23 protein-coding genes are annotated in these 25,922 nt (G+C 58.7%); 13 read left to right on the top strand and 10 right to left on the bottom strand.

What is annotated here, in order from left to right:
* Positions 1–2: 2 nt before the first annotated feature.
* From PVT68_RS13015 to panC, 3 genes are all read right to left on the bottom strand, one after another.
* Positions 3–1,883 carry a bifunctional acetyl-CoA hydrolase/transferase family protein/GNAT family N-acetyltransferase gene (locus PVT68_RS13015; RefSeq protein ID WP_280318714.1) on the bottom strand — a complete coding sequence of 627 codons (1,881 nt, stop codon included), beginning with the start codon at positions 1,881–1,883 and terminating at the stop codon, positions 3–5.
* A 156-nt stretch (positions 1,884–2,039) separates the two neighbouring features.
* The gene (gene panD, locus PVT68_RS13010) at positions 2,040–2,429 is read right to left on the bottom strand and encodes an aspartate 1-decarboxylase (RefSeq protein WP_280318712.1); all 390 of its coding nucleotides are present in this window, start codon (positions 2,427–2,429) and stop codon (positions 2,040–2,042) included.
* A gap of 12 nt (positions 2,430–2,441) precedes the next feature.
* Positions 2,442–3,290 (bottom strand): pantoate--beta-alanine ligase, encoded by an 849-nt coding sequence (gene panC, locus PVT68_RS13005; RefSeq protein ID WP_280318710.1) that lies wholly within the window; start codon positions 3,288–3,290, stop codon positions 2,442–2,444.
* 240 nt (positions 3,291–3,530) lie between these two features.
* Here panC and PVT68_RS13000 point away from each other — a divergent pair, with 240 nt between their 5' ends.
* The 6 genes from PVT68_RS13000 to PVT68_RS12975 all read left to right on the top strand — a co-directional run bounded on the left by PVT68_RS13000 (position 3,531) and on the right by PVT68_RS12975 (position 11,076).
* Positions 3,531–4,250, top strand: coding sequence for a DUF6515 family protein (locus PVT68_RS13000; protein ID WP_280318708.1), 720 nt, complete (start codon positions 3,531–3,533; stop codon positions 4,248–4,250).
* A gap of 443 nt (positions 4,251–4,693) precedes the next feature.
* Positions 4,694–6,616, top strand: a complete 1,923-nt coding sequence (gene speA / locus PVT68_RS12995; RefSeq protein WP_280318706.1) for a biosynthetic arginine decarboxylase — start codon at positions 4,694–4,696, stop codon at positions 6,614–6,616.
* Positions 6,617–6,772: 156 nt separating this feature from the next.
* A complete protein-coding gene (locus PVT68_RS12990) occupies positions 6,773–7,972 on the top strand; it encodes a saccharopine dehydrogenase family protein (RefSeq protein ID WP_280318704.1) in 1,200 nt (399 codons plus the stop codon).
* Positions 7,973–8,038: 66 nt separating this feature from the next.
* Positions 8,039–9,232, top strand: a complete 1,194-nt coding sequence (gene nspC / locus PVT68_RS12985; RefSeq protein WP_280318702.1) for a carboxynorspermidine decarboxylase — start codon at positions 8,039–8,041, stop codon at positions 9,230–9,232.
* Between the two features lie 161 nt (positions 9,233–9,393).
* The gene (gene speB, locus PVT68_RS12980; RefSeq protein WP_280318700.1) at positions 9,394–10,266 is read left to right on the top strand and encodes an agmatinase; all 873 of its coding nucleotides are present in this window, start codon (positions 9,394–9,396) and stop codon (positions 10,264–10,266) included.
* A gap of 180 nt (positions 10,267–10,446) precedes the next feature.
* Positions 10,447–11,076: a DUF6515 family protein gene (locus tag PVT68_RS12975; RefSeq protein ID WP_280318698.1), complete on the top strand. Its 630-nt coding sequence runs from the start codon at positions 10,447–10,449 to the stop codon at positions 11,074–11,076.
* A gap of 5 nt (positions 11,077–11,081) precedes the next feature.
* Here the strand turns inward: PVT68_RS12975 and PVT68_RS18375 are convergent, their stop codons facing one another.
* The 4 genes from PVT68_RS18375 to bioB all read right to left on the bottom strand — a co-directional run bounded on the left by PVT68_RS18375 (position 11,082) and on the right by bioB (position 15,187).
* Entirely contained in the window at positions 11,082–11,234 is a 153-nt protein-coding gene (locus PVT68_RS18375; RefSeq protein ID WP_328517449.1) for a hypothetical protein, read from the bottom strand.
* 79 nt (positions 11,235–11,313) lie between these two features.
* Positions 11,314–12,915: a malonyl-ACP O-methyltransferase BioC gene (gene bioC, locus PVT68_RS12965; RefSeq protein ID WP_280318695.1), complete on the bottom strand. Its 1,602-nt coding sequence runs from the start codon at positions 12,913–12,915 to the stop codon at positions 11,314–11,316.
* Positions 12,912–14,105 (bottom strand): 8-amino-7-oxononanoate synthase, encoded by a 1,194-nt coding sequence (gene bioF, locus PVT68_RS12960; protein ID WP_280318694.1) that lies wholly within the window; start codon positions 14,103–14,105, stop codon positions 12,912–12,914. The genes bioC and bioF overlap by 4 nt, the downstream gene beginning before the upstream one ends.
* 14 nt (positions 14,106–14,119) lie before the next feature.
* A complete protein-coding gene (gene bioB, locus PVT68_RS12955) occupies positions 14,120–15,187 on the bottom strand; it encodes a biotin synthase BioB (protein ID WP_280322521.1) in 1,068 nt (355 codons plus the stop codon).
* A 219-nt stretch (positions 15,188–15,406) separates the two neighbouring features.
* On the opposite strand from bioB, the gene PVT68_RS12950 reads away from it, so the two are divergent.
* Complete coding sequence (locus PVT68_RS12950) at positions 15,407–16,147, top strand: ComF family protein (RefSeq protein WP_280318692.1); 741 nt, start codon at positions 15,407–15,409, stop codon at positions 16,145–16,147.
* Positions 16,148–16,320: 173 nt separating this feature from the next.
* The gene (locus PVT68_RS12945) at positions 16,321–17,466 is read left to right on the top strand and encodes a beta-ketoacyl-ACP synthase III (protein ID WP_280318690.1); all 1,146 of its coding nucleotides are present in this window, start codon (positions 16,321–16,323) and stop codon (positions 17,464–17,466) included.
* 32 nt (positions 17,467–17,498) lie between these two features.
* Here PVT68_RS12945 and PVT68_RS12940 read toward each other — a convergent pair whose 3' ends face one another.
* Positions 17,499–19,373, bottom strand: coding sequence for a tetratricopeptide repeat protein (locus PVT68_RS12940; protein WP_280318688.1), 1,875 nt, complete (start codon positions 19,371–19,373; stop codon positions 17,499–17,501).
* A 256-nt stretch (positions 19,374–19,629) separates the two neighbouring features.
* On the opposite strand from PVT68_RS12940, the gene PVT68_RS12935 reads away from it, so the two are divergent.
* From PVT68_RS12935 to PVT68_RS12920, 4 genes are all read left to right on the top strand, one after another.
* On the top strand, positions 19,630–19,968 hold the full coding sequence (locus PVT68_RS12935) for a DUF4242 domain-containing protein (protein ID WP_280318686.1): 339 nt from the start codon (positions 19,630–19,632) through the stop codon (positions 19,966–19,968).
* 158 nt (positions 19,969–20,126) lie between these two features.
* Entirely contained in the window at positions 20,127–21,113 is a 987-nt protein-coding gene (locus PVT68_RS12930; RefSeq protein WP_280318684.1) for a serine/threonine protein kinase, read from the top strand.
* A gap of 16 nt (positions 21,114–21,129) precedes the next feature.
* Positions 21,130–21,948, top strand: coding sequence for a serine O-acetyltransferase (gene cysE, locus PVT68_RS12925; RefSeq protein ID WP_280318682.1), 819 nt, complete (start codon positions 21,130–21,132; stop codon positions 21,946–21,948).
* A gap of 63 nt (positions 21,949–22,011) precedes the next feature.
* A complete protein-coding gene (locus PVT68_RS12920; protein WP_280318680.1) occupies positions 22,012–22,869 on the top strand; it encodes a GNAT family N-acetyltransferase in 858 nt (285 codons plus the stop codon).
* 29 nt (positions 22,870–22,898) lie between these two features.
* Here PVT68_RS12920 and epmA read toward each other — a convergent pair whose 3' ends face one another.
* Both epmA and efp read right to left on the bottom strand, forming a co-directional pair.
* Positions 22,899–23,855, bottom strand: coding sequence for an EF-P lysine aminoacylase EpmA (gene epmA / locus PVT68_RS12915; RefSeq protein ID WP_280318678.1), 957 nt, complete (start codon positions 23,853–23,855; stop codon positions 22,899–22,901).
* A 272-nt stretch (positions 23,856–24,127) separates the two neighbouring features.
* Entirely contained in the window at positions 24,128–24,700 is a 573-nt protein-coding gene (gene efp, locus PVT68_RS12910; protein ID WP_280318676.1) for an elongation factor P, read from the bottom strand.
* A gap of 119 nt (positions 24,701–24,819) precedes the next feature.
* Here efp and epmB point away from each other — a divergent pair, with 119 nt between their 5' ends.
* On the top strand, positions 24,820–25,875 hold the full coding sequence (gene epmB / locus PVT68_RS12905; RefSeq protein WP_280318674.1) for an EF-P beta-lysylation protein EpmB: 1,056 nt from the start codon (positions 24,820–24,822) through the stop codon (positions 25,873–25,875).
* Positions 25,876–25,922: the final 47 nt, after the last annotated feature.

Raw genomic sequence — 25,922 nt, 5'->3', positions numbered from 1 at the left:
ATTCAGTCCTTTTCTTTGTTATTTGGCTCGCCGGATAAGTCCAGTTCCAGATAGAGTTCATCCATGCTTTCCCCCAGGCGGGTAACAAACCCGTTGTTTTCGAAAATTCCCAGCATGGGTTTGTTGTCACGGCGCACACAGGCAAACATTTTACCAATACCGCGCGCGCGCGCGATGGCTTCCATTTCTTTCAACAGGGTAGTGGCGATGCCTTTACCGCGACGACTTTCCTTGATAACAAAGGCCACCTCGCAGCTATTGTCGACGTCGTAAAAATAATATCGGCCAACCCCCTGTATTACTTCGCGACTGCCGTCGTAGTCGGTGAAACACAGCGCAAGGTCGCGACGCTGGTCGACACTGACCAGGCTGCAGGATTTTTCCCGGGACATCTGAGTTACATGGTGGTTGTAACGCATCATCAGGGTTTCTTTGTTGTGGGTGTAGAAAAACTCCTGTAACCGGCGTTCATCGGACGGGCGCAGCGGACGCAATGTATAGCGAATACCGCCGAAGATGTAATGTTTCTGCTCCACCGCACCCAGCTCGGGCACCGAGGTGGGTGCCTGCTCCTGGTATTCCGGCACCCAATAAAACTCTCTTACCTTTTCCAGCAACTCGCGACGAAACTCCGGGTGTGCGATGCGGATCATTTCCAGCGTGCGTTCGCGAATGCTTTTCCCACGCAGGGATGCGATGCCGTATTCGGTGACGACGTAGTGTACATGCGCGCGTGAGGTGACCACACCGCTTCCGGGAGTAAGCGCAGCAACAATACGGGATATCAATTTGCCATCTTTATCCCGCGCAGTGGATGGCAGTGCAATGATCGGTTTACCGCCCTTACTCAGGGCGGCGCCGCGAATAAAGTCCACCTGGCCGCCAATACCGCTATATAGCAACCGTCCGATGGAGTCGGAAACCACCTGCCCTGTAAGATCCACTTCAATCGCGCTGTTGATGGCGACCATCTTGTCATTGCGGGCAATGTTTACCGGTGAGCTGACATGCTCTGCAGGGTACAGTTCCACATGGGGATTGCCGTCGACAAAGTCATACAGCATTTTGGAGCCCATGCAGTAACTGGTAATGGTTTTGTTGCGGTGAAAGGTTTTCTTGCGGTTGTTGATCACGCCGCTTTTCATCAGACGCGCAATGCCGTCAGACATCATTTCGGAGTGCACCCCCAGGTCTTTGTGATTTCCCAGGTAGCGCAAAACCGCATCGTGGACTTTTCCCATTCCGATCTGCAGGGTCGCGCCGTTTTCCACCAGCACCGATACATACTGCCCGATCTGCTCCACCGCCTGGTCCATTTCCGGTGGCGGTGATTCCGGAATCGGCATTTCCGCAGTCATCCAGGCGTGGATCTGATCGCGGTGGATAAAGCTGTGACCACTGGTGCGAGGCATCGCGGGGTTCACCTGGGCAATCACAACTGGCGCATTTTTTACCGCGGAGGAAACCACATCCACGCTGACGCCCAGGGAACAGTAACCGAGCTCATCCGGCGGACTCACCATGATCAACGCCGCATCCAGTGGCAATACATGGTCACTGAACAATTTGGGCACTTCAGAAAGAAACGTCGGCGTATAATCCGCACGCCCTTCCGCTACGGCATTGCGAATGGCGGTGCCACCGATATAGAGGGCGTTGACGGTAAACAGCTCGGCGTATTTACGCTCGGCCCAGAAGTTGTCGGAGAGGGTGAATACCTGGGTGACTTCAATGTCGTTGAGGCCGCGACTGTTGGCGATCAGGTCTGCCATCAGCTGGATGGGGACAGCGGCATGGGAGCCGAGGAATATTCGGCAGCCACTTTTCAGCAGCTGATCCCAAGGGATTGGATCACCGGTTTTGGGATGGGACAGGGATAACATTGCTCTGACTGGCTTCCTACCTTTTTGTTGTGTTCATGGTAGGCGGGTGGCTTTGTGGTCACAAGCCTAGTCCGCGGTCCCCTCTAAGGAGGTTGAGTGGCGGCCAAGCACCGGCGCTCTGCCGCCACCGACTGGCTTAAAACGGAACCAAAATAATTAGACAGGCTCAGCCATCTGCACAGGAATGGTATTGGTACTCCGCTCTACCCGGTTCTTCTCATCGAGATAAACCAGCTTTGGCTTGAACTGATCGGCTTCCGATTCGCTCATCTGTGCGTAAGCTGCAATGATAATCCGGTCGCTAACCTGCACCCGGCGCGCCGCCGCACCATTCATGGAAATAATCCCGGAACCGCGCTCCGCAAGAATCACATAAGTGTGAAAACGCTCGCCGTTGGAAACATTATAAATATCGATCTTTTCGAACTCGCGCAGACCCGCCAGCTCAACCAGATCCTCATCGATTGCACAGGAGCCGTCATACCAGAGTTCTGCCTGTGTCACCGCCGCCATGTGCAGCTTGCCTTTCAGCATCTCGATTTGCATACGCTCTCTCCGTTACATACTCAGAGAAACATTGTCGATCAGGCGCGCACCGCTGGTATACATCGCACCCAGCAGGGTGATCTCGCGATCGTCATTGGCCGCAGGCTGCAGGTCCTTGCTGTTGCAGATGGAAAAGTAATCCACCTTGAAGCCCGCCTGCTCGATACGCGTCATCGCTTCAGCTTCCAGAGTCGCAAAATCCCGGCGACCGTTTTCGATTTCAGCGCGCGCCCAGTTCAGGGACTGATTCAGAACCGCCACTTTCGGCCGCTCTTCTTCCGTCAGATAACCATTGCGCGAACTCATCGCCAGGCCATCGTCTTCCCGATGTACCGGCGCTGCCACAATTTCCACTGGCATGCACAGGTCTTCCACCATGCGGCGGATTACCGCCAGTTGCTGGAAATCCTTGATGCCAAATACCGCCTTCTCCGGCTGCACGATGTTAAACAGCTTCGCGACCACCGTGGTAACGCCCTCGAAATGCCCCGGGCGACTTGCGCCGCAGAGCACATCGGTCATCGCCGGGCACACCACGCGGGTCTGCTGATCCATACCGTTTGGGTAAATCTCGCTTTCATCCGGGTGAAACAGGAAATCACAGTTGGCTGCGCGCAGGCGCGCCATGTCCTGTTCCATAGTGCGAGGGTAAGTGTCCCAGTCTTCGTTCAGACCAAACTGCAGACGGTTGACGAAAATAGACACCACTACCAGGTCGCACTGTGACTGGGCCAGTTTGACCAGCTCGATATGGGCGTCGTGAAGGTTGCCCATGGTGGGCACGAAACCGATGGTCTTGCCGTCGCGGCGGGCCGCCGCCAGCGCCTCGCGCAGGCTGGCCACATGGTGAAAAACTTGCATTGCCGGGGATCCGCCAGATGGTTACTCGCGCGGCATCTTACCCCCCGCTCACGTAGACGACAAATTGAGAAGCATTGGTCGAATTCGGTTTTCGTGATCCACCCGACACATCGGAACGGATGATTCAGGAAGGATTCAGTGTGCAACTTGCAGAATGGCTTTCGACAACCGGGAAAAGCTGTAACAAAACGCACAGCCACAGGACAAATCAAGCCGCACCGGCGGCTGAGGAGAGCCACTATGAAAGCACTGATTACTGCCATCACCACCGCCAGCCTGCTACTGGCTGCCGGGCCGGCACTGGCGGACCGGGACGACCGCCACCACGATCGCGGCCAGGACCGCAATCAGAAGTACGTGCAACAACAGCGGGATCACCACAACAAGATCCGCGATATCGAGAACAAACGCCGGGATGCGGACAATCACCGCCAGGATCGCGACCACAAGCGCAACGATAGACGAGATGAGCGCCGCGATGACCGACACGACGGCCACCGCAAGGATCACGGCGACAAGAACAACCTCAAGTTCACCAGGTACCAGGGATACGACCCGCGCTACGACAAGAATCGTGGCCATGATAGACACGACAGCCACGGTCATGGCCACGGCTACAGGGATAACCACCATCGGCCGCACTACCGCCCCCACAAGCATCGCTGGCGCCCGACCCACTATGGCTACGGTTACCGCTGGAAGCGCCTGCCCAAGACGTACGTGAGCCTGAGCTTCGGCGGCCTGGGCTACTACTTCAGCGACGGCATCTTCTATCGTCCCTACGGCGCCAGTTACGTGGTCACCCAGGCCCCCATTGGTGCCTTTGTCCAGGCTCTGCCGGGCACTGCGGTCAGTGTTTCCTTCAACGGCCTCAATTACTTTGTGGCCTACGACACCTACTATCGCTGGGACCACCACCGCCGCGGCTATTTCGTGGTGGCCAATCCGGGCTTTATCTGAGACCGAATTCTCGGGTGGATCTCCCTTACCCCAACAACCGAAGCTTAATTCGGTTATTACTCCGGCGACTCCTGTGAGTCGCTTTTTTTTATTTTTTGCCAGCGCAAAATTCCGTCCCGATCGGGAGAGATATCAGACCGAAAAGTCTCGATATAATTTTTTGCACTAAAAAACCGAATAAAAATTTAGTTTTAGCCTTTAAAAAAAGGCCATTTTTCTTTTCTATAGTTATTGCTTTCCGCAAACTCAGGCCCCAAGATTCGCGCCCCTGAGAGCCCCTGAACAAACCTGCAATCTCTTTTCAGGTAATCCGAAGGTTGCAGACGTTTGTTGCCGTTCGCCGCGAATAACCGCACTCCTTTACCGGGACTGCGAGGCAGCCGGTGCGGACTTCGACAGGGGCTCACTGAGCCCGACCGTTCCTCTTTCAATAACGAGGCGCCATGAAACAGCGACAAATCGAAAACTGGACCTGCGAAGACTCCGCAGAGCTCTATGGCATCCGCAACTGGGGTGCCGGCTATTTCAATTTGAACCAGTCCGGGGAAATAACGGTTGAGGTGAAAAACGCCAATGGCGACACCAATGCCGTCTCCCTGCTGGACATTGCCCACGGCGCCATGGAGCGCGGTCTGGGACTACCGCTGTTGGTGCGCTTCGAGAATCTGCTGGATGCGCAGATCGCGCGCATCAACAATTCCTTCCGCAGCGCCATCGAGTCCTGTGGCTACCGCAACAAGTTCCGCGGCGTCTTCCCGATCAAGGTGAACCAGCAGTGCCAGGTGATCGAAGAGATCGCCAAAGCCGGCCGCCAGTTCGGCCACGGCCTGGAAGCCGGCAGTAAAGCGGAGCTGATCGCGGCACTATCGATCCTGGACAACACCGAGGCGCTGATCGTGTGCAACGGTTACAAGGATGAAGAGTTCATCAACCTTGGTCTCCAGGCCCAGCGCCTCGGCGTACAGGTGTTCTTCGTGGTGGAAACCCCCTCCGAGGTAGACACCATCATCCGCTGCGCCAAACGCGAGCAGGTTGAACCAAACATCGGTGTGCGCGTAAAGCTGGCGAGCAAGGTCGGCGGCTACTGGAACGCCACCAGCGGCGACCGCAGTATTTTCGGCCTCGGCAGTAACGACCTGATCGCCATGGTCGATAAACTGCGTGAACACGACATGCTGCACTGCCTGAAGTTGCTGCACTACCACCTGGGTTCGCAGGTACCGAACATCCGCGACATCCGCACCGGGGTGCTGGAAGCCTGCCGCTACTACGCGGATCTGGTGGAAGAAGGCGCAGCCATGGGTTACCTGGACCTGGGGGGCGGCCTGGCGGTGGACTACGATGGCTCCAAAACCAATTACACCCACTCCAAGAACTATTCCCTGGACGAGTACTGTGTGGACGTGGTGGAAGCCATCATGGGCACCCTCGACAGCGAGGGCGTTGAGCACCCGGTCATCATTACCGAATCCGGCCGCGCGACGGTAGCCTATTCGTCGGTGTTGCTGTTCAACATTCTCGACACCACCAGCTTCGAGCCTATCGAGCTGGAAGAGGATCGCATCGGTGAAGATGCGCACCCCATGTTGAAGTACCTGCATGATGCGCTGACCAGTGTAACGTCGAAAAATCTGCAGGAGAGCTACAACGACGCGCTCTACTACCGCGATGAGATCCGCGCGCTGTACCTGCACGGCCAGGTGAGCCTGCGCGACCGCGCACTGGCGGAGAATCTGTTTTTGCAGTGTGCGCAGAAAATCCGCAAGCTGCTGGATGAGGTGGATGTTGTACCGGTGGATCTGCAGGCGCTGCCGGAGGTGCTGTCTGACATCTACTACGCGAACATGAGCGTGTTCCAGTCGCTGCCCGACATCTGGGCCATCGACCAGCTGTTCCCGCTGGTGCCGGTACATCGTCTGGATGAGGCGCCGACCCGTTCGGCGATCATTGCGGATATCACCTGCGACTGCGACGGCAAGATCGACCGCTTTATCGATCGCCAGGATGTGCGCAAGACGCTGCCATTGCATGCGCTGAAGGACCACGAGGAATATATTCTCGGCACCTTCCTGGTGGGGGCCTATCAGGAAACTCTGGGCGACCTGCACAACCTGTTTGGTGATACCAATGTGGTGAGTGTGCGGATCGAGGAAGACGGCCACGTGGATTACAGCCGGGAAATTCAGGGTGACAGTATTGCCGACGTGCTGAGTTACGTTGAATATTCACCGCAGGATCTGTTCGAGCGTTTCCGAAAACTGGCGGAAGGTGCGGTGAAAGAAGGCAGAATCACTGCGCAGCAGCGCAAACAGATTCTGCACACGTACACGGCGAGCATGAGTGGGTATACCTACTTCGAGAAATAATCTTTAACTTGTTTTTTTGGAGGGTATATTAGTGATATGTACCCTCCTTAATTTTCGGTTCAGTGGTACGTTCTAGCGCTGGTCCGGTGGCAGGTTCGCCACAATGCTATCTACTAGGTTCCACAAAACCTGACAGAACCCAAAAGGGAGAAAAAAATGGCCAACGTTCTGATTGTCGGCGCCGGTGGCGTCGGTCAGGTGGTAGCACACAAGTGTGCGCAAGTAGAGGAAGTGTTCGAGAACATTACCCTCGCCAGCCGCACCAAATCCAAGTGCGACAAAATTGCCGATATGCTGCCGCGCAAAATCAATACCGCAGAAGTGGACGCCGATAACGTGAGCGAAATGGTCGCGCTGATCGAGAAGGTCAAGCCCGACATGGTCATCAACGTAGCACTGCCCTACCAGGATCTGCACATCATGGATGCGTGCCTGGAAACCGGCGTGCACTATCTGGACACCGCCAACTACGAGCCGCCAGAAGAGGCGAAGTTCGAGTACAGCTGGCAGTGGGCCTACCAGGACAAGTTCGAGAAAGCCGGCCTGATGGCGCTGCTCGGCAGTGGCTTCGATCCGGGTGTCACCAGTGTCTTCACCGCCTATGCGAAGAAGCACCACTTCGACCGGATCAAGACCCTGGACATTCTCGACTGCAACGCGGGCGATCACGGCCTGCCGTTTGCGACCAACTTCAACCCGGAAATCAATATTCGTGAAATTACCGCGAATGGTCGCTACTGGGAAAACGGTCAGTGGGTGACCACCAAGCCGATGGAAGAAAAGCGCGTATTCGAATTCCCCGAGGGTATCGGTGAAAAGGATCTTTACCTGCTGTACCACGAAGAGCTGGAGTCTCTCTCCAAGCACTACCCGGAAATCGAGCGCGCGCGCTTCTGGATGACCTTCGGTGCCAGCTACCTGAAGCACCTGGAAGTACTGCAGAACGTGGGCATGACCAGCATCGAGCCGATCGAATTCCAGGGCCAGCAGATTGTTCCGATCCAGTTCCTGAAGGCACTGCTGCCCGACCCGGCGAGCCTCGGTCCGCTGACCAAGGGCAAGACCTGTATCGGCAACATCATCAAGGGTACCCCGCAGGGTGGTGGCGAAGACAAGATTTACTACGTCTACAACATCTGCGACCACCAGGAGTGCTTCAAGGAAGTCCAGTCCCAGGCGATTTCCTACACCACCGGTGTACCGGCCATGATCGGTGCCAAGATGATGATGGAAGGCAAGTGGATGAAGCCCGGTGTGTGGAACATGGAACAGCTGGACCCGGATCCTTTTATGGACGACCTGAACAAGTACGGCCTGCCCTGGCAGGAAACCTGGCTCGACAAGCCATTCGTCTAAGAGACCGCCAGTCCCGGGCCGCAAGGCCCGGGATTTTTGCCAATTGAAGCTGTAAGAAAAATTGATATGGATCTGACGCCCCGCAAAGACTACTTCGGCGAATTTGACCCCAGCCGGGTGTCCACGCCCTGCTTCGTGGTGGATGAAATCGCCCTGCGTGAAAACCTCGCCGTGCTCGCCGATGTGCAAAAGCGCAGCGGTGCAAAAGTGTTGGCCGCGCTAAAGGCATTTTCCATGTTCAGCATCGGACATATTGTTGCTGAATATCTTTCCGGCACCTGTGCCAGCGGTATCAACGAGGCAAAACTGGGTTTTGAGGAGTACGGCGGCAAGGATCTAGGCAAAGAAGTGCATGTATTCAGCGCCGGCTATAAGGAGCAGGAGCTGAAGGAAATCCTCGAATTTGCTCACCATGTGATTTTCAATTCCTTCTCGCAGTGGAAGCGTTACAAATCAATGTGCCTGGAAGCACAGGAAAAACGCCCTGAATTGCAATTCGGTTTGCGTATCAACCCAGAGCACTCCGAAGGCCACACGCCGATCTACGATCCCTGCGCACCCTGCTCGCGCCTGGGCATCGTACGCTCGCTGTTTGAAGGCGAAGACCTCACCGGTATCAGCGGCCTGCACTTCCACACGCTGTGCGAACAGGATTTCAAACCGCTGGAGCGCACCATTGCGGCGGTGGAGGCCAAGTTCGGGGATCTGATTCCGCAGATGGAGTGGATCAACTTCGGCGGCGGCCACCATATCACCCGCGGTGACTACCAGGTGGAAGAGCTGATCGCTGCGGTAAAAGCGTTTTCTGAAAAGCACGATGTACAGGTCTACCTGGAACCGGGTGAAGCTGTGGCACTGTTCTGCGGTGTACTGGTTGGCGAAGTTATTGACCTGACCTGGAACGGAAAAAATCAGGCGATTCTCGACGTGTCAGCTACCTGCCACATGCCGGACGTGATTGAAATGCCGTACCGCCCGGAAATTACCGGTGCGTCACTGCCGGAAGAACTTCCACACAGTTACCAACTGGGAGGACAGAGCTGTCTCGCCGGCGATCGCATCGGTGAATACAGTTTTGCCGAGCCACTGAATATCGGCGACCGGATTGTGTTTGAAGAAATGGCCTACTACACCATGGTCAAGACCAATACCTTCAACGGTATTCCACTGCCTTCGATTGCTCTTTGGAATTCCGATACCGATGAGCTCAGGCTCGTTAAAGAATTTGGTTATGAGGACTTTAAAGGTCGCCTTTCTTAATTCAAGTCCGCCGCTTCTCGCCTTGATGCGAGAACGGTGGCGGTGAAGCACCGGGGGATGGGTTCACAGCGGTCCTGAAAACCCGCACCCGCTACTTTGCCGCCACCACAGGTCAATCCGAGCCACAAACAGGGCCCGACCACTGCACTAGAGATACGATCATGCACACTGAAGACCCCAACATTTTCCTCGGCTCCGAAATCGAACAACCGAAACCGGAAGACGCCCTGTTCCACATTCTGCCTATCCCCTATGAGGAGACCGTCTCCTACGGTGGCGGCACCGGCAAGGGCCCGGCGGCGATCATTGAAGCCTCCCACCAGCTGGAAACCTACGACAACTTTTCCAAGCCCTGTGATCTCGGGATCTACACCCGCGACGCCGTCGACGTCAGCGGCCCCGCCGAGCAGGTGATGGAAAATATCGCCAGCGCCACCCGCGAAATCCTGTCCATGGGCAAAATGCCCGTCGGTATCGGCGGCGAGCACTCCGTCACCTGGGGCATCATCAAGGGCTACCTGGATGCCGGTATCACCGACTTTGGTGTGGTCCAGATCGACGCCCACGCCGATCTGCGCGACCGCTATGAAGGTCACAAGCACAGCCACGCCAGCGTCATGCGTCTGGTCTGTGAGGCCGGTGTGCCCCTGTTCCAGCTGGGCATTCGCGCCTACTGCGAAGAAGAGATGGATGCGCGCGAGCAATACAACGTTGGCTATCTCGACGCACACCAGCTGGTACCCACCCAGGTGCAGTCTTTCGAGCTGCCGGAAAACTTCCCCAGCAAGGTGTTCTTCACCCTGGATATCGACGGCATGGATCCATCCGTCTTCCCCTCCACCGGCACCCCGGTACCGGGGGGACTGGGCTGGTACCAGACCCTGAATCTGTTCGAATCCGTCGCCAGGCAGCGAGAGATCATCGGCTTTGACCTGCTGGAGTTCGCGCCGATCGAAGGCTTCCATGCCTACGAGTTCGGCGCTGCGCAGCTACTCTACAAATTGATGGGAATCGTCCAGCGCAACCGAGCCTGAATGACCACCAGGACGACTTTGGCACTAGGAGTCTGAGCCGGATACCAGAAGGGAACCTGTGGATAACTTCCGCGACGAACAGATAATTCTTAACGCTGGGCCCCCTCAGGGTCATAGCACAGCGAAAAGAAAGCGGTTATTATTCATACAGATAGTAAGTACTCACTCTTTGGGGGATCCATGAAGAAAGCGGTGAAATACCTCTTTTTCGGTGCCGGCCTGGTCGCGCTCCTGTCTTTTGCTTTTGCCGCTCCGGCTGACGCCCGCGGCTACCATCACGGTCATCACCACGGTCACGGTCACTGGGGCCCGCGCTTTCGCGGCCCGCGTATCGGTATCGGGCTCAGCTTTCCCGTCCTGCCCGCGGGCTTTGTCAGCCTGGGGGTTGGCGGTGTGCCCTATTACTACCAGGGTGGACACTACTATCGTCCCGCACCTGCAGGTTATGTCGTAGTCGATGCGCCTCTGGGTGCCGCGGTACTGACGCTGCCCGCCAGTGCCATGCAGGTTCAGATTGGCGGTTTTACCTACTACCAGTACGGCAATGCCTTCTACCAGTGGCAGCCCCACATGCATCGCTACGTAGTGGTTCCTGCACCGGCACCAACCATGGTCGCCACTGCGGCCCCGGCAGCTCCGGTAGCTGGCGCAACCCAGCCGGCCTATACCCCTGGCCAGGTGGTGGAAAATCTGCCGGTGGGCTACACCGCGGAAATCATCAACGGCATCCAGTACTACCGCTATGGCGGCCACTACTTTATGCCGACCCAGCGCGACGGACATGAGGTCTACGTAGTCGTTCAGGTATAGAGTTGTCAGGTGCTCTTGGCGGCGAGTCCATGAAAACCGGCAAATTCGCCGAGCGCCTTGTTAAAACCGGTCAGCAATCCGCTGCCCGGGGCCTCCTTCCAATGCAACGCCTTGATTCTTAACAGCCCCGCCACGCGATCCACCTTCAGATCCACCACCCCGGCAAACCTGTCCCGATACAGAATCGGTAAACAGAAGTATCCGAACCGGCGCCTGGCTGCCGGGACATTATCCGACTTAACCGGATACCGCGGTATCCAGTTCCGCCGCATTAGACTGGCGCTGCGCCAGCTGCAAATACAGTACCTGATAGGTCGCCGGCAGCCCCGCCGCCGTGCGTTGCTGTTCGTAAGCATCGGTGAGTTTGCGCAGTTTTGACCGGCTCAACAAACCTTTGCCGGCTTCGCGATTGACGTTGTGGGCGCCGATGCTTTTCAGTTCACGCATCAGGGTTTTGACGTTATCGAAATGCAGCGCGCGCTGTTCCGCGCCCACCAGACACTCCAACTGGTTGGCGACACAGGCTGCGCGCCAATCTTCAGCAGGCAGGAAGCGATTGACATGCACGTTGCCGTCCACCGCCGCCCAGCTGTTTTCCAGTTCTTTCAAAGTCCCCGGTACCAGAGTGGAAATCAGTGCATTGCCTGCAGGCGCCATCACACGACGGATTTCGGCAAACAGTTGCGGCAGTCGATAACACCACTGCAGGGCAAAGCTGGAAAACACCAGATCAAAGCTGTTGTCCGCCAGCGGCAACTGCTCCGCATCTGCGGCCACATAGGCATTACTGAGCGGGCGATGTTCGCGGGCGTATGCCAGCATTTCCGGCGCGAGGTCCAGCGCAATGATTTGTGCATCGGGAAAGCGTTTGCGCAACAGCTCGCAGCCATAGCCGGTACCGCTACCGAGATCGAGAATCCGCTGCGGCGACCAGCCTTCGCCTGCACGATTGAGCAGTTCGCGGCACACCGCTCTTTGCAGATATGCGGCGGCATCATAAGTCTGAGCGGCGCGCCCAAAGGCTCGGGCTACGGAGGACTTTTCCAACGGTGCTGATTCCGCAATTTCTGGCCGAATAAATTCCGAAATCAGCGTGGCGATTTCCCGCGGGCGGCTCAGGTGCGGACAGTGACCAGTCCCGGCAATAACTTTTACCGCACGTGTTTTTTCCAGGCCGCAGCGGGATTCAAGTTTGCTGGCGGCCGCCACCGGCACCAGCGCATCGCCTTCACCCAGAATATGCAGAGCCGGCACAGCAATTGCGGACAATATTTCTCGGTTATCCAGGTTACCGAGACACTCCAGCGCCTGACTCCAGCTTTCCGGCACGGACGATGGTTGCCACCCTTTCAGGGTTTTTAACAGCCCGCGCATCTCGGAATCACCGCGCGCTTCGAGGCCACAGAATCGCTGCCAATTTTTTTCCGGCATTGCGCGCTGGGCGCGGCAGAATTCGGCAAAAATCTCTTCCGCCATTCCCGGCCAGTCTTCGCGTGCGACGAAACTGCCGTTAGTCGCGATGGTGACCAGAGCGCGAACTTTTTTACTGGCGGCGGCAAGCCGTACCGCCAGCATGCCCCCCAGAGACCAGCCCAGCAGCAGGCAGTTCTCTGGCAGTTGTGTTTCCAGTTGGGCCAGCAGCGTTTCGGTATCCGGCCAGGGTTCCTGCGTGCGTGAACCAAAGCCCGGCAGTTCAATATTCACCGCGTTATTCACTACGTTGCTAGAGCCCTTCAGTTCCTTCAGCAACGGTTGCCAGCTGCGAGAATCACCACCCCAGCCGTGAATAAGTGCGATGTTTTTAATTTCGCCGGTCATTTCGCCAAAAGCACTGATCACGCCGTCACCTCCACCGAGCGGAGCGCGCTCACCAGCGCCCGTAACAGGCCTTCGATCTGCGCTTCACTGTGTGCAGCGGACAGCGTAATACGCAAGCGCGCGGTGCCGGCGGGTACGGTCGGCGGACGGATGGCCCCGACCAGATAACCCGAGTTGCGCAATTGTTCAGCCACCGCCAGCACAGATTGCTCGCAGCCAAGCACCAGGGGCTGGATCGCGCTGGTGGATTGCTGCAGGGGCAGCTGTAGTACCGCAGCGCGACGGCGGAAATAGTCGATACGCTGATCCAGCGTCTGCCGCAGGGGCTCCTGCTGCATCAGTTCCAGAGCGCGCAGGCAGCCCGCGGCGACGGCAGGCGGCATACCAGTGGTGTAGATATAGGTGCGGGCAAATTGGGTGAGATAATCGATCAATGCCTGTGAGCCGGCGACAAAGGCGCCGCCGTTACCCGCCGCCTTGCCCAGCGTGCCCATCACGATGGGTGCAGAGTCCTGATCCAGACCGGCAGCGGCTGCGCTACCCGCGCACGGACAGCATTTACTGCCCGTAACCCCGAAACCGTGGGCTTCGTCCACCATCAGCCAGGCGTCGTACTTTCCACACAGCGCCGCCATTTCCGCCAGCGGCGCAATGTCGCCATCCATGCTGTACACACCGTCCACCGCCAGCAGGATTTTGCCATCTCCTGCAGCACGCGCGCGCCGCAACTGTCGTTCCAGTGCGGCGACATCGCTGTGGGCAAAGCGCAACAACTGCGCACCGGAAATAAGTCCACCGTCGATCAGGGATGCGTGATTGAGCTTGTCCTGCACCACCACATCACCGCGCCCGACCAGCGCATTGATGATGCCGACGTTGGCCATATAGCCACTGCCAAACAACAACGCCGCTTCGCGCCCGGTCACCTCAGCGATTTTATGCTGCAACTGCTGATGGATTTCGAAATGACCATTCACCAAATGAGAAGCAGTGGCACCCGCGCCCAATGCGGCACCCCGTTGCTGAGCGGCAATCACTTCCGGGCGGGTGGCGAGGCCGAGATAGTCGTTGCTGCTGAAAGTGATCAGCTCGCACCCGTCTACCAGTGCCACAGGCCCGGGCGCAGCGGCAAGGGTTTTGTGGCTGCGATACAACTGCTGCGCCCGGCGCTCTGACAGGCGCGCTTGCAGGAAATCCGATAGGCTGGTCAAAACACCGACCGCACTTACGCCTTGGCGGCGTCGTAAAAAAACGGATTGTTTTGCTGCTCAGTGATCTGCGCCTGCAGTCCAGCCTCCACCGCCGTCTCATCTTCGTATTGCTGGTACTCCTCCGGCTTGATACCGAGACGCGCAAACAGCTGCATGTCCTTGTTGGCTTCCGGGTTACCGGTCGTCAGCAGTTTTTCCCCGTAGAAAATCGAATTGGCACCGGCGAGGAATGCCAGCGACTGCATTTCGTCGTTCATGGATTCGCGACCGGCGGACAGGCGCACGTGGGACTTCGGCATCATGATGCGGGCCACCGCGATGCAGCGGATAAACTCAAAGGGATCCAGATCCTTGTTGTTTTCCAGCGGAGTGCCAGCCACCTTCACCAGCATATTGATCGGCACCGATTCCGGGTGTTCGGAGAGGTTGGCCAGCTGCATCAGCAGGCCCGCGCGATCCTTCTCTTCTTCACCCAGACCGATAATGCCGCCGGCGCAGACTTTCATGCCCGCCGCGCGCACATTCGCCAGGGTATTCAGACGGTCTTCGTAGGTGCGGGTGGTGATGATGTCGCCGTAGTATTCCGGCGAGGTATCCAGGTTGTGGTTGTAGTAATCCAGGCCGGCTTCCGCCAGCCCCTTGGCCTGCTCATCGGTGAGCATACCGAGGGTCATACAGGTCTCCAGCCCCAGCGCCTTCACCTCTTTCACCATCTGGGTAACGTAAGGCATATCCTTCTTCTTCGGCGAGCGCCAGGCTGCGCCCATGCAGAAGCGGGTGGCACCGCTGGCTTTGGCCGCACGGGCCTCCTCCACAACCGCTTCAACCTTCATCAGTTTCTCGCGCTCCAGACCGGTATCGTAACGGGCGCTCTGCGGGCAGTAGGAGCAATCCTCGGGACAGGCGCCGGTTTTGATGGAGCAGAGGGTACTTACCTGAACCCGGTTGGCGTCGAAGTGCTGGCGATGCACCGTCTGCGCGGTAAACAGCAGGTCGTTGAACGGCAGTGCGAACAGATCGAGTACCTGCTGGCGAGTCCAGTCGTGACGGACCTTGCCGTAGTAAGTGGTAGCCTGGGGCATTTGCTGGATATCGGTCACAGGGATTACTCTCCTCGAAAGCGCGAGACCGGATGGTCAGAGCACAGGGGATCGGTGAATTGTTATTGAGCCCGCAGTGTAGCGGTGACCACATGGCTGTCAACCAACAGAACCCAAACAGGTTTACAGGTTCACATCCGCGCGGAGCAGTAATGCCCAGGAAAGACCACGGATTGGATTAAGGATAAGGAGAGCCGGCACATGCTGAGCCAGCTTGGACGCCTGTTAGAGCGACTAGAACGACAACTGGAACAACAGCTTTGCCGCTGCCTGCTGTGCAGTGCCCGTATCAATGGTAGTGATATCGACGGCAACGATGATGTCAGTGCCGGCATTTGCGCACCCTGCCACCGGGATCTGCCCAGCATCGACCACGCCTGCCAGCGCTGTGCATTGCCGCTGATAAATCGGGCTGAGCGGGAGTGTCCCCGCTGCCTGCAGCAGCCGCCATCCCACCAGTACAGCCACGCCTGCTGGGTTTACGCCTATCCGGTGGCGCAGCTGATCCAGCGCTTCAAGTACCAGCGGGACTTCGCCCCCGGGCGCACCCTGGCCGAGCTCGCCGCATCCCGTCTGCGACCCCAGGAATCCCTACCCGATCTGTTGGTTCCGGTACCCCTGCACTGGCGCCGCCAGCTCGGCCGCGGCTATAACCAGGCCCAGCTGGTCGCGGATATTTTCGGCCGCCACTGGCGGATTCCGGTTGCTCCTGGAGCCCTGCGCAAAAACTCTGCAACCGGCAGCCAGCAGGGGCTGCGCCGCGCTGAGCGCCTGAAAAACCTGGCCCGCAGTTTCACCGCCGGCCCCCGGGTGCGGGGACTACACGTGGGACTGGTGGACGATGTCATCACCACCGGCGCCACCCTGGAAGCCGCCACCCAGTCCCTGCTGGCCGCAGGGGCCAGGCAAGTCAGTGTTTTCGCCCTGGCCAGAACCCCCTAGGGTTCAGCCAGTTTACCCGGGCGACTAATCGGTACTGGCGTACTCATTCCTAGACCCGCTTGACCCCTGGCGGCACAATAGTCGCCCTTTGCGGTGTCTGTGCAAAAAATCGCCGGCCGCTGACGTTATAAAAGTAGTTCGCCGCGCAGGCGTGAAGTACGGGACCTAGCATGATGAGTGAATACAAGATGCCCCGCGGGATTGTAATCAGCGGCACTGGCCTGTGGACGCCTCCGGACGCCATCAGTAACGAAGAGCTGGTACAAGCGCTCAACAGCTACGCGGAGAAATACAACCGCGAAAATGCCGACGCCATCGAATCCGGCGAATTGCAGGCAAAGCCTTTCTCCTCCGCGGAGTTCATCGAAAAAGCCTCCGGCATCAAAAGCCGCTTCGTTGTCAGCAAGGAGGGGATTCTCGACCCCGAGCGCATGCGCCCCTATCTGCCAGAGCGCGCCGACGAGGAGCTGTGCCTGCAGGCGGAAATGGGTCTGAAAGCGGCCAAGCTGGCGCTGGAAAAAGCCAACAAGAAGCCCGAAGACATCGATGCGGTGATCGTCGGCGCTTCTTACCTGCAGCGTTCCTATCCCGCCATCGCCATTGAAATCCAGGGTGCGCTGGGCATCGACGGCTTCGCCTTCGATATGGAAGTAGCCTGTTCGTCCGCCACCTTTTCCCTGCAGCGCGCGGTAGACGCGGTGAGCTCCGGCTCCGCCAAAGCGGTACTGGTCATCAACCCGGAACTGGCGTCACCCCAGGTGGATTACACCGATCGCGACAGCCACTTTATTTTCGGGGATGTCGCGGTAGCTTCAGTGGTCGAGCGCAAGGAAAACTGCAACGCGGACAGTGCCTGGGAAATTCTCGGCACCAAGGCGAAAACCGTCTTCTCCAACAATATCCGCTCCAACTTCAGCTACACCGCCCGCGCCGCCGATGTGGATCCATTTGGCGAAGGCAAGCTGTTCCGCCAGAACGGTCGCAAGGTGTTCAAGGAAGTCTGCCCCATGGCCGCCGAACACCTGGAAAGCCAGGTTCAGGAGCTGGGCATGACTCCGGCGAATATCGATCGCTGGTGGCTGCATCAGGCCAATATCAATATGAACCAGTTGATCGCGAAAAAACTGATGGGCGACGACGCCAGTATCGAGCGCGCACCGATTGTGCTCGACCGCTACGCCAATACCGCCTGCGCGGGTTCGGTGATTGCGTTCAACCTGCATAGCGACGATCTGCCGGTGGGAAGCAAAGGAGTGATCTGCTCGTTTGGCGCGGGCTATTCCATTGGCAGCCTGGCGCTGGAAAAAGTCGCGGTCTGATCCGGCGCGACGCCTGGGCCGGCACAGAAAACCTAGCGGTGGGGCATGACCTGCGCCACCAGCTTTCGATAGCTGTCACGGTTACGGATGCTCGCCAGTTGCGGGTCCACGCCCAAAAACACCAGGGAGTGGGAGCGCTGGTCATAGGCTTTTTGCAGCCAGTGCTGTGCGGCCTCCGGGCCGTCCAGTGCCAGATAGGCCTTGGCCATTTCATAGGAGGGCAGGTAGCCCCCCTGTGTTTCGAGCCCGTTCAGTAGCGCACGGGCTTCCTCCTGCTCCCCGTTTAACGCCAGCACCCGCGCCAGTGACGCCACGCCAATGGCGCTGCCGCCGGAGCGACGGACGTTTTCACGCAAGGCTGCAACCGCGCCGGAAAAATCCCCCATCGCCTCCAGCGTCCAGCCTCGCCACAGATATACCAGCTCAAAATCCGGGTTCAGTTCCTGCGCCAGGGCCAGCTGTTCAAGCGCCGCCTGATGAGATCCCGCGTGGTACAGAACCCACCCCAGCGCCGCATTGGCGATCAGGGACAGGGGATCCAGTTCCGTCGCCCGGCGCATTTGCCGCTCCGCCTCCTCAAAGCGCCCGGCCGCCACCAGAAGATTCGCATACCACTGATGGGCCTTGGACGAATCGGGTCTGAACGCGATCGCCTGAATAAAGCGAGCTTCCGCCTCCGCCAGATCCCAATCGTAATACAGCGCCACATAACCGAGATTGGCCTCGGCCGAGGCGTTGCTGGGATCGAGTTGCAAAGTGCGGCGGGCGGCACCCCGCGCGCGGGTAAACGCTTGCGAGGGCGGCAGATAATCGTAAAAGCCCAACACCGCCAGTGCATCTGCCAGCCCCGCCCAGGCGGGAGAGTATTCCGGGGCGAGGGCGATGGCCTGCTCAAAATTTTCTACCGCTGCGTTGAGGTCTCTTTCCGTGCGTTTGTGCCAGTAAAAACGCCCTTTGAGATAGTGGTCGTAGGCGGCCGGTAAAATTTTAACGGATTGCCAACTGGCATCCGGCCCGCTGTGTAACTTGCCTGCCAGCGTGCTGGCGACTTCCAGCGCGATATCTTCCTGTACCGAAAAAATATCGGTCAGCTCCCGCTGATAACTTTGTGACCACAGCTGGTAGCCATTGCTGGTATCGATAAGACGCACATTGATACGCAACTGCTCGCCATCCCGGCGCACGCTGCCTTCCACCAGTGCGTCCGTTGCCAGAATTTTGCCAATACCACGCGCGTCCAGACCCGATTGCTGCAGGGAAAAAGACGAGGTTCTGGAAACGACGCGCAGCCCCGGAAACCCGGACAAGCGATTCAGGATGTCATCCGCGAGGCCGTCACTGAAATAGTCCCGCTGGTAATCGTCACTGGCGTTAACGAAAGGCAACACGGCAACCGATTCAAACTGCTTTTCGGATACCTTGCCGGTGTGGAAGGGATTCCCCTGAGGCAGGAAAAAGAGTGCAACGACAATAAGGGCAAATCCACCGGCGCCGATCCATCGCCGGCGGCGATGAGTGGGAGTCTGTGCCATTACAGATGCAGACTCGCGGTGGGCGATATCTGGTCGCGCGCTATCCGGTGAAGTGCTGTTGCTGGTTACCGGCGCAATAAACCGATACCCCTGCCTGGGCACCGTTTCGATAAAGCGCGAGCTGCGCGCGGAGTCGTTGAGCGCCTGGCGCAACTTTCGCACCAGGGTGTTGAGATTGTCGTCGAGGATGCCGCTGGTGTCTTCCGGCCAGAATTCGCTGTACACCCGCTCCCTGGTCACCAGCGCGCCGGGATCGGCCAGTAGCAAAAGCAACAGACGCAGCGGCTGCTCCTGAATCGCCACCACTCTGCCGCGGCGCCGCAGGCGCTTGGATGCACTGTCGAGTTCAAATTCTCCGAAACACAAAGTCGCCATACGCCGCCCCTGGCCAGGTCTGCAGACTTGCTGCGCCGTATGCGCAGTTCATGTGTACCGCTAACCCTTTGATTTAAAGGTAATTGCCGGTTCAGGTAAAGGTCAGCAGGCAATTCATTGTGACCGACGCGGGGGGCTGCTTGTATTGCTGGCGAGCCTCGCAGCGGTATCGGGGGCTTGTTATCCGGAAGTTATACAAAGCCGTTCCACCGCGCGATGGCGTGGCGGAATCCAATCTACCCAGGAGATCACCATCATGCGTAATTCACTGAGCGCCTTCATTCTGATGCTTGCCAGCACTGCGGCCTTTGCCGGCGAAAGCCACCAGTACATCATCGAGCGCACCATTCCCGGCGCACAAAATCTGACTCCCGCGGAACTGAAATCCATCTCGCAAAAATCCCGTGCAGTGCTGGAATCTCTCGGCCCGGAAATTGTGTGGCAGCAAAGTTACGTGGCCGAGGACAAGTTCTACTGTGTGTATGAAGCCCCCAACAAGGAAATCATCGCCAAGCACGCCAAGCTGGGCGGATTTCCCGCTGACAAGATTGTGGAGGTCAGCGGTATTATCGGTCCGCAGACCGCTGCGCAGTAATCCGTCCGTCCACCTCCCGGAGGTTCACATCTCTCCGGGAGGCTGGCTCCGGCAAGCAGCGGTCCACAGGTTTGGTGGTCGGGGGTAACCGCGTTAGCATAGCGCCCCCTGAAATGACCCCGAGCTGACCCGAGCGACAAGCTCACCGGAGCGCTGCTATGACCGAATCGTCACATCCTTATGACGCGCTCACCCCGGACCGGGTGATCGACTGCGTGGAGAGCGTCGGCCTGCTCTCGGACGCGCGCATATTTCCCCTCAACAGTTACGAAAACCGCGTCTACCAGGTGGGTATCGACGAGGCGCAACCGCTGATCGCCAAGTTCTACCGCCCCGGGCGCTGGAGCGACGAGCAGATCATCGAGGAACACCAGTTCGCACTGGAACTGGCAGAAGCGGAAATTCCCGTGGTGGCACCACTGGTATTTGACGGCACCACCCTGCTGGAAGCCCATGGCTTTCGCTTCGCACTGTTTCCCCGCCGCGGCGGCCACCAGATCGAGCTGGATAATTTCGAGCACCTGGAACAGGTGGGCACCATGCTCGGCCGCATTCACGCCATCGGTGCCGCGCGCCCCTTCAGCCATCGCCCCGACCTGAACCTGAAACACTTTGCGATCGACAGCCGCGAGCTGATTCTGGCGGGTGATTTTCTACCGCGGGAGAATGTTGAGGCCTACGCGACCACCACCGCCCATATCATCGAGCGGATAACCCCGGTACTGGAGCAAACCTGGTCCACCCTGCGGCTGCACGGTGACTGCCATAGCGGCAACTTCCTGTGGCGGGATAAAACCCCCTGGTTTGTCGATCTGGACGACTGTCTGCAGGGGCCGGCGATCCAGGATATCTGGATGCTGATTTCCGGCGACCGCGCCGAGGCAACCGCCTATCTGGATACGGTGGTGGAAGGCTATGAAACCTTCTACTCTTTCGACCCCGCCCAGCTGCAATTGGTGGAACCACTTCGCTGCCTGCGGCAGATGCACCACGCGGCCTGGCTGGCGCGGCGCTGGCAGGATCCGGCGTTTCCCAAGGCCTTTCCCTGGTTCAACACACCGCGCTACTGGGCAGAACATATCCTGGCACTGCGGGAACAATTATCGGCCCTGCAGGAGCCGCCGCTGACACTGGGCGCCATATAACAAGGAGCTGTATTCGATGGAAAATGTGAAGGCCAAAGTGACACAAGACCTTATCTGGGAAGGAATCCGCCGGGATGTGGCGGTGCAGGTGGAGCGGGAGCCGATTCTCGCGAGTTTTCTGCACGCCACCATCCTCAACCACACCACCCTGGAATCCGCGCTCAGCTTCCACCTGGCCAACAAACTGGACAGCCCGGTGGCACCGGCACTGTTGATTCGCGAGGTGATCGACGAGGCGCTGGCGGCGGACCCCACCATCGGTGCCGCAGCGCGCGCCGATCTCGCCGCCATCGAGCAGCGCGACAGCGCCTGTCACTCCCTCTACGAGCCCTTCCTGTTCTTCAAGGGTTACCACGCCCTGCAAGCCTGGCGCGTGGCCCACTGGCTGTGGCAACAGCAGCGCCGCTCGCTGTCGCTGTTTGTACAGCACCGGATCTCAGTGGTGTTCGGCGTGGACATCCACCCCGCAGCACAACTGGGGCAGGGCATACTGCTGGATCACGCCACCGGCATTGTCATCGGCGAAACCGCCGTGGTGGAAGACAATGTATCCATCATGCAATCGGTCACCCTCGGCGGCACCGGCAAAGAGTCCGGAGACCGCCACCCCAAGGTGCGCTGCGGGGTATTGATCGGCGCCGGCAGCAAGATCCTCGGCAATATCGAAATCGGTCGCTGCTCGCAGATCGCCTCCGGCAGTGTCGTGCTGAAATCGGTGCCGGAAAAATCCCTGGTGGCCGGTGTGCCCGCCAGGGTCATCGGCACCGCCAGTTGTGAACAACCTGCGCTGTCCATGGATCACAGTGCCCTTTCCAAGGTGGATCAATTGCGCTGATTCCGCTGTCACAGGTTGCGCACAATAAATACCCCCCGCAACCCTCAGGACTATTCTGTAACCATGAAATACAGTCTCAGCGCGAAAAATCTGGTCTGCCGTAACCTGGAAAACAAAGCCGGATACGCCGCGGATCTGCTCAACCCCAAACAGAGCAAAGAAATCACCGGCCTGCTGCGCACCGACAGCGGCCTGCTCTCCATCCGCTTCAACCAGGTGGTCAGCAACACCGTGATGCAACCGCGGATTCTGCAGCGCTTTGTGGTGGACTACTTCCGCGAGCGCCACAGCCCCTTTTCCCTGTGGCACTGCGCCAACAAACCCCTGGATGACGAGGCACTGCGCGAACTGCAGCTGGTACGCCAGGCGCCACAGATAGCGGTGGCAGCGGAAATCAAACAGCTGGCGGTGGAAGAAAAAAGCGTTGAGGGACTGGAGCTCAAGACCGCAACTACCGCAGACGAGTTGCTCGCCTTCGGTGACCTGATCGCGGAAATGCAGGAAAACACCCGCGAAAGTGCCCAGATCAAAAAATTCTACCGCCACCTGAGCGAGCTGCCGGAACACAAGCACAGCCGCCTAAAATACTACCTGGGCATCTATCAGGGTAAACCCGTCGCCACCGGCTGCCTGTTCTCCTCCGCAGATGCCCTGGGCTTCTATGACCTCGGCACCCTGCCCGCATACCGCGGTCGCGGCATAGGCAGCGCCATGGTGCAATACCTGGTCAGTGAAGTTATGCACAGCCATCACAAACACGCGGTGGCACTGGTGGGGGAAGATCAGCAGGACCTGTGGCTCAACGCCGGCTTCTACGCCGTCGGCGAAGTCGCACGCTACGACTTCACCCCCGAGCGCGGCAGTGCCCATATGACCAACGGCGAAGGCGGCGACCAGGAAGACGGACGCGAGAGCGCCTGACGCTCAATCTACACTCGTTGCCGGCCCTATCAGGCGCGATCGACGGGGAATGCAATCACCTCCTCGATCCGCCCCGCCCCGCAGGCCAGCATCAACAAACGATCCACCCCCAGCGCCACCCCGGCGCACTCCGGCAAGCCCGATTCCAGAGCCTGTACCAGACGCTCCTCAAACGGATACACCGGCTTGCCATTGTCCTCGCGGTAGCCGTGATCCGACACAAACCGCCGCTGCTGCTCCGCCGCATCGGTCAACTCCCAGTAACCATTGGCCAACTCCATACCGCCAACATAGGCCTCAAATCGCCGCGCCACCGGCACCCCCAGTTCATCCTCCTCCACCCGCGCCAGCGCCGCCTGGGTGGCTGGAAAATCGTAAACCAGCGTAATTCCTTCTCCCATATTCGGCTCGATATAGTGGCTCATCAGCAGATCCAGGCACTCATCCCGCCCCGCCGGCTCAAAGGACAGCTCCAGCACCCGGCTCACCACGGCTTTCAATTCCGCAAACGCCGCCCGGTGCGGATCCACCCCCAGCTGCTGCAAAAACAGCGCCCGGTAACTGTAGGAACGCACCCGCGCAATCTTCAGCAACCAGGACAGCAACTCCCCTACCTCGATCATCAGCCGGTGATCGTCCCAACCCATCCGGTACCACTCCAGCATGGTGAACTCCGGATTGTGGCGGCCACCGGCCTCGCCATTGCGGAACGCCTTGCCCAGGTAATAACAATCACCGATCCCCGCCGCCACCAGCCGCTTCAGACCGAACTCCGGGCTGGTAGCCATATACGCCGGCGCGCCACTGCAGTCGGCGGTGATTGAATCGATATGGGGATCGCTGGTGGCGCGGCGGGAAAGGATCGGCACTTCCATTTCCAGCACCTGGCGCTCGGCGAAGAAGCGGCGGATATCCGCGAGCAGAGCCGCTCTGCGGCGGAGGTTTTCGAGCGGGGCAGTAGGGCGCCAAACGGAAATTTCAGACATGGAGAGAGTAATTGGTTGTAGGGGCTCAGTTTAGTTTGCCAATAAAGACCGTGGTAAATGCGAAGGTAAAGTGCTGGGGACGGGTTTTCAGGAGCGTCGCAAACAGGGATGTTTGCGCCGCAGCGCCCAGGGATGGGTATACAGCGGTCCTGAAAACCCGTCCGCAGTGCTTTGCCGCCACCAGACTTGCCAGGCAAATACCACGGTCCCGGAACGACAAAGGGCGGATACCAAGGTACCCGCCCTTAAAGCTATCTAGAGGAAGAACTCGATCAGTCTTCCTTGGCACGACCCAGGTATTCCGCGGAGCGGGTATCTACCTTGATGGTGTCACCGATTTCCAGGAACAGGGGTACCTTCACCACGGCACCGGTAACCAGGGTTGCCGGCTTGGTACCGCCCTGGGCAGTATCACCGCGCACACCCGGATCGGTATCGGTGATCTCCAGAATCACGTGGTTCGGCGGAGTTACCGCCAGCGGTGCACCGTTGTACAGCGTCACCACGCAGACATCCTGCTCCTTCAGCCACTTGGCCGCATCGCCCACAGTCGCCGCATCCGCCTGATGCTGCTCAAAAGACTCAGGCTCCATGAAATGAAAGAACTCACCATCGTTGTAGAGATATTCCATATCCCGGTCCATCACATCCGCACCCTCCAGGCTCTCACCGGAACGGAACGTGCGCTCCCAGACCCGACCAGTCTTCAGGTTGCGCAGTCTCACACGGTTGAACGCCTGGCCCTTACCGGGCTTCACGAACTCGTTCTCCACAATGGAGCAAGGGTCGCCGTCCAGCATCACCTTCAGACCGCCTTTGAATTCGTTAGTGGAATAACTAGCCATGAGTTCCTCGAAAAATCAGCATTGAGCTGGCAAATTGATTAAACTTCGCGCGGCCCACAATAGGGCAAAAACCAGACAACCAGCAGTACCGCCGTCGACCGCGCCAAAAATAGCCGCATATGATACAGCACCGCCAGCCCGCCCGTGAAATCACAACCGTCAAAATCGCCGCCGAACCCCCCGAGCAGCCACACCAGGACGCCCGCCGCTGGCAGGACGAAATGAATGATCTGGTCACCGATCCCCGGGAACTGCTGAAACTCCTGCAGCTGAATCCAGAGCAGCTGCCGCAACTGGCCGCCGCCAGCGCCCTGTTCCAGCTGCGGGTGCCGCGCCCTTACCTCAGCCGCATCCGCCCCGGCGACCCCGAAGACCCGCTGCTGCTGCAAGTATTGCCCACAGGCCGGGAACTGCAGCCCACCCCCGGGTTCAGCGACGACCCGCTGGAAGAAGCCAACGCCAATCCGATCCCCGGGGTAGTGCACAAGTACCGCGGCCGCCTGCTGCTGATCACCGCCGGCCAGTGCGCCGTCAACTGCCGCTACTGCTTCCGCCGCGCCTTTCCCTACGGTGACAACCACCTCAACCGGCAACAGTGGCAGCAGGCCCTCGACTATATCCGCACGCAAGCGGAGCTGCGGGAAGTCATCCTGAGTGGCGGTGACCCCCTGGTCTTGAGCGACCGCCAACTGTCGTGGCTCGGCGCTGAACTCGCGCAGATCCCGCAGCTCGACAAGCTGCGGATTCACACCCGTCTGCCACTGGTGGCGCCATCCCGAATCACCCAGGAGTTCCTCGACTGGTTTGCGGGCAGCCGCCTGAAACCGGTGCTGGTACTGCACTGCAACCACGCCAACGAAATCGACCGCGAGGTGCGCCAGGCACTGGGCAAACTGAAAGCTGCCGGTGTCACCCTGCTGAACCAGTCGGTACTGCTGCGCGGCGTCAACGACAGCGAAGACGCCCTCGCCGCACTGTCGGAAACCCTGTTCGACGCCGGCGTACTTCCCTACTACCTGCACCAGCTGGATCGCGTGCAGGGCGCCGCCCACTTCGAAGTCAGCGACGAGCGCGCCCGCGCCCTCGTCGAAAGTATCCGCCAGCGACTGCCCGGATACCTGGTACCCAGACTGGTGCGCGAAGTCCCGGCAGAAAAATCCAAGACTCCGCTGTAACGCCAGTAGCGTGCACTTAACAACCAGCCCGAGTGGCCTTCACAAGA

The organism is Microbulbifer bruguierae, from assembly GCF_029869925.1.
GTDB classification, from domain to species: domain Bacteria; phylum Pseudomonadota; class Gammaproteobacteria; order Pseudomonadales; family Cellvibrionaceae; genus Microbulbifer; species Microbulbifer bruguierae.
Note: the sequence above shows the minus strand (reverse complement) of the source record. Positions and strands in the feature narration are given on the sequence as shown.

Excerpts from the sequence above, each read along its gene's own strand:
- PVT68_RS13015 (WP_280318714.1), bottom strand. The coding sequence starts at position 1,883 with ATGTTATCCCTGTCCCATCCCAAAACCGGTGATCCAATCCCTTGGGAT.
- panD (WP_280318712.1), bottom strand. The coding sequence starts at position 2,429 with ATGCAAATCGAGATGCTGAAAGGCAAGCTGCACATGGCGGCGGTGACA.
- panC (WP_280318710.1), bottom strand. The coding sequence starts at position 3,290 with ATGCAAGTTTTTCACCATGTGGCCAGCCTGCGCGAGGCGCTGGCGGCG.
- PVT68_RS13000 (WP_280318708.1), top strand. The coding sequence starts at position 3,531 with ATGAAAGCACTGATTACTGCCATCACCACCGCCAGCCTGCTACTGGCT.
- speA (WP_280318706.1), top strand. The coding sequence starts at position 4,694 with ATGAAACAGCGACAAATCGAAAACTGGACCTGCGAAGACTCCGCAGAG.
- PVT68_RS12990 (WP_280318704.1), top strand. The coding sequence starts at position 6,773 with ATGGCCAACGTTCTGATTGTCGGCGCCGGTGGCGTCGGTCAGGTGGTA.
- nspC (WP_280318702.1), top strand. The coding sequence starts at position 8,039 with ATGGATCTGACGCCCCGCAAAGACTACTTCGGCGAATTTGACCCCAGC.
- speB (WP_280318700.1), top strand. The coding sequence starts at position 9,394 with ATGCACACTGAAGACCCCAACATTTTCCTCGGCTCCGAAATCGAACAA.
- PVT68_RS12975 (WP_280318698.1), top strand. The coding sequence starts at position 10,447 with ATGAAGAAAGCGGTGAAATACCTCTTTTTCGGTGCCGGCCTGGTCGCG.
- bioB (WP_280322521.1), bottom strand. The coding sequence starts at position 15,187 with ATGCCCCAGGCTACCACTTACTACGGCAAGGTCCGTCACGACTGGACT.
- PVT68_RS12950 (WP_280318692.1), top strand. The coding sequence starts at position 15,407 with ATGCTGAGCCAGCTTGGACGCCTGTTAGAGCGACTAGAACGACAACTG.
- PVT68_RS12945 (WP_280318690.1), top strand. The coding sequence starts at position 16,321 with ATGAGTGAATACAAGATGCCCCGCGGGATTGTAATCAGCGGCACTGGC.
- PVT68_RS12940 (WP_280318688.1), bottom strand. The coding sequence starts at position 19,373 with ATGGCGACTTTGTGTTTCGGAGAATTTGAACTCGACAGTGCATCCAAG.
- PVT68_RS12935 (WP_280318686.1), top strand. The coding sequence starts at position 19,630 with ATGCGTAATTCACTGAGCGCCTTCATTCTGATGCTTGCCAGCACTGCG.
- PVT68_RS12930 (WP_280318684.1), top strand. The coding sequence starts at position 20,127 with ATGACCGAATCGTCACATCCTTATGACGCGCTCACCCCGGACCGGGTG.
- cysE (WP_280318682.1), top strand. The coding sequence starts at position 21,130 with ATGGAAAATGTGAAGGCCAAAGTGACACAAGACCTTATCTGGGAAGGA.
- PVT68_RS12920 (WP_280318680.1), top strand. The coding sequence starts at position 22,012 with ATGAAATACAGTCTCAGCGCGAAAAATCTGGTCTGCCGTAACCTGGAA.
- epmA (WP_280318678.1), bottom strand. The coding sequence starts at position 23,855 with ATGTCTGAAATTTCCGTTTGGCGCCCTACTGCCCCGCTCGAAAACCTC.
- efp (WP_280318676.1), bottom strand. The coding sequence starts at position 24,700 with ATGGCTAGTTATTCCACTAACGAATTCAAAGGCGGTCTGAAGGTGATG.
- epmB (WP_280318674.1), top strand. The coding sequence starts at position 24,820 with ATGATACAGCACCGCCAGCCCGCCCGTGAAATCACAACCGTCAAAATC.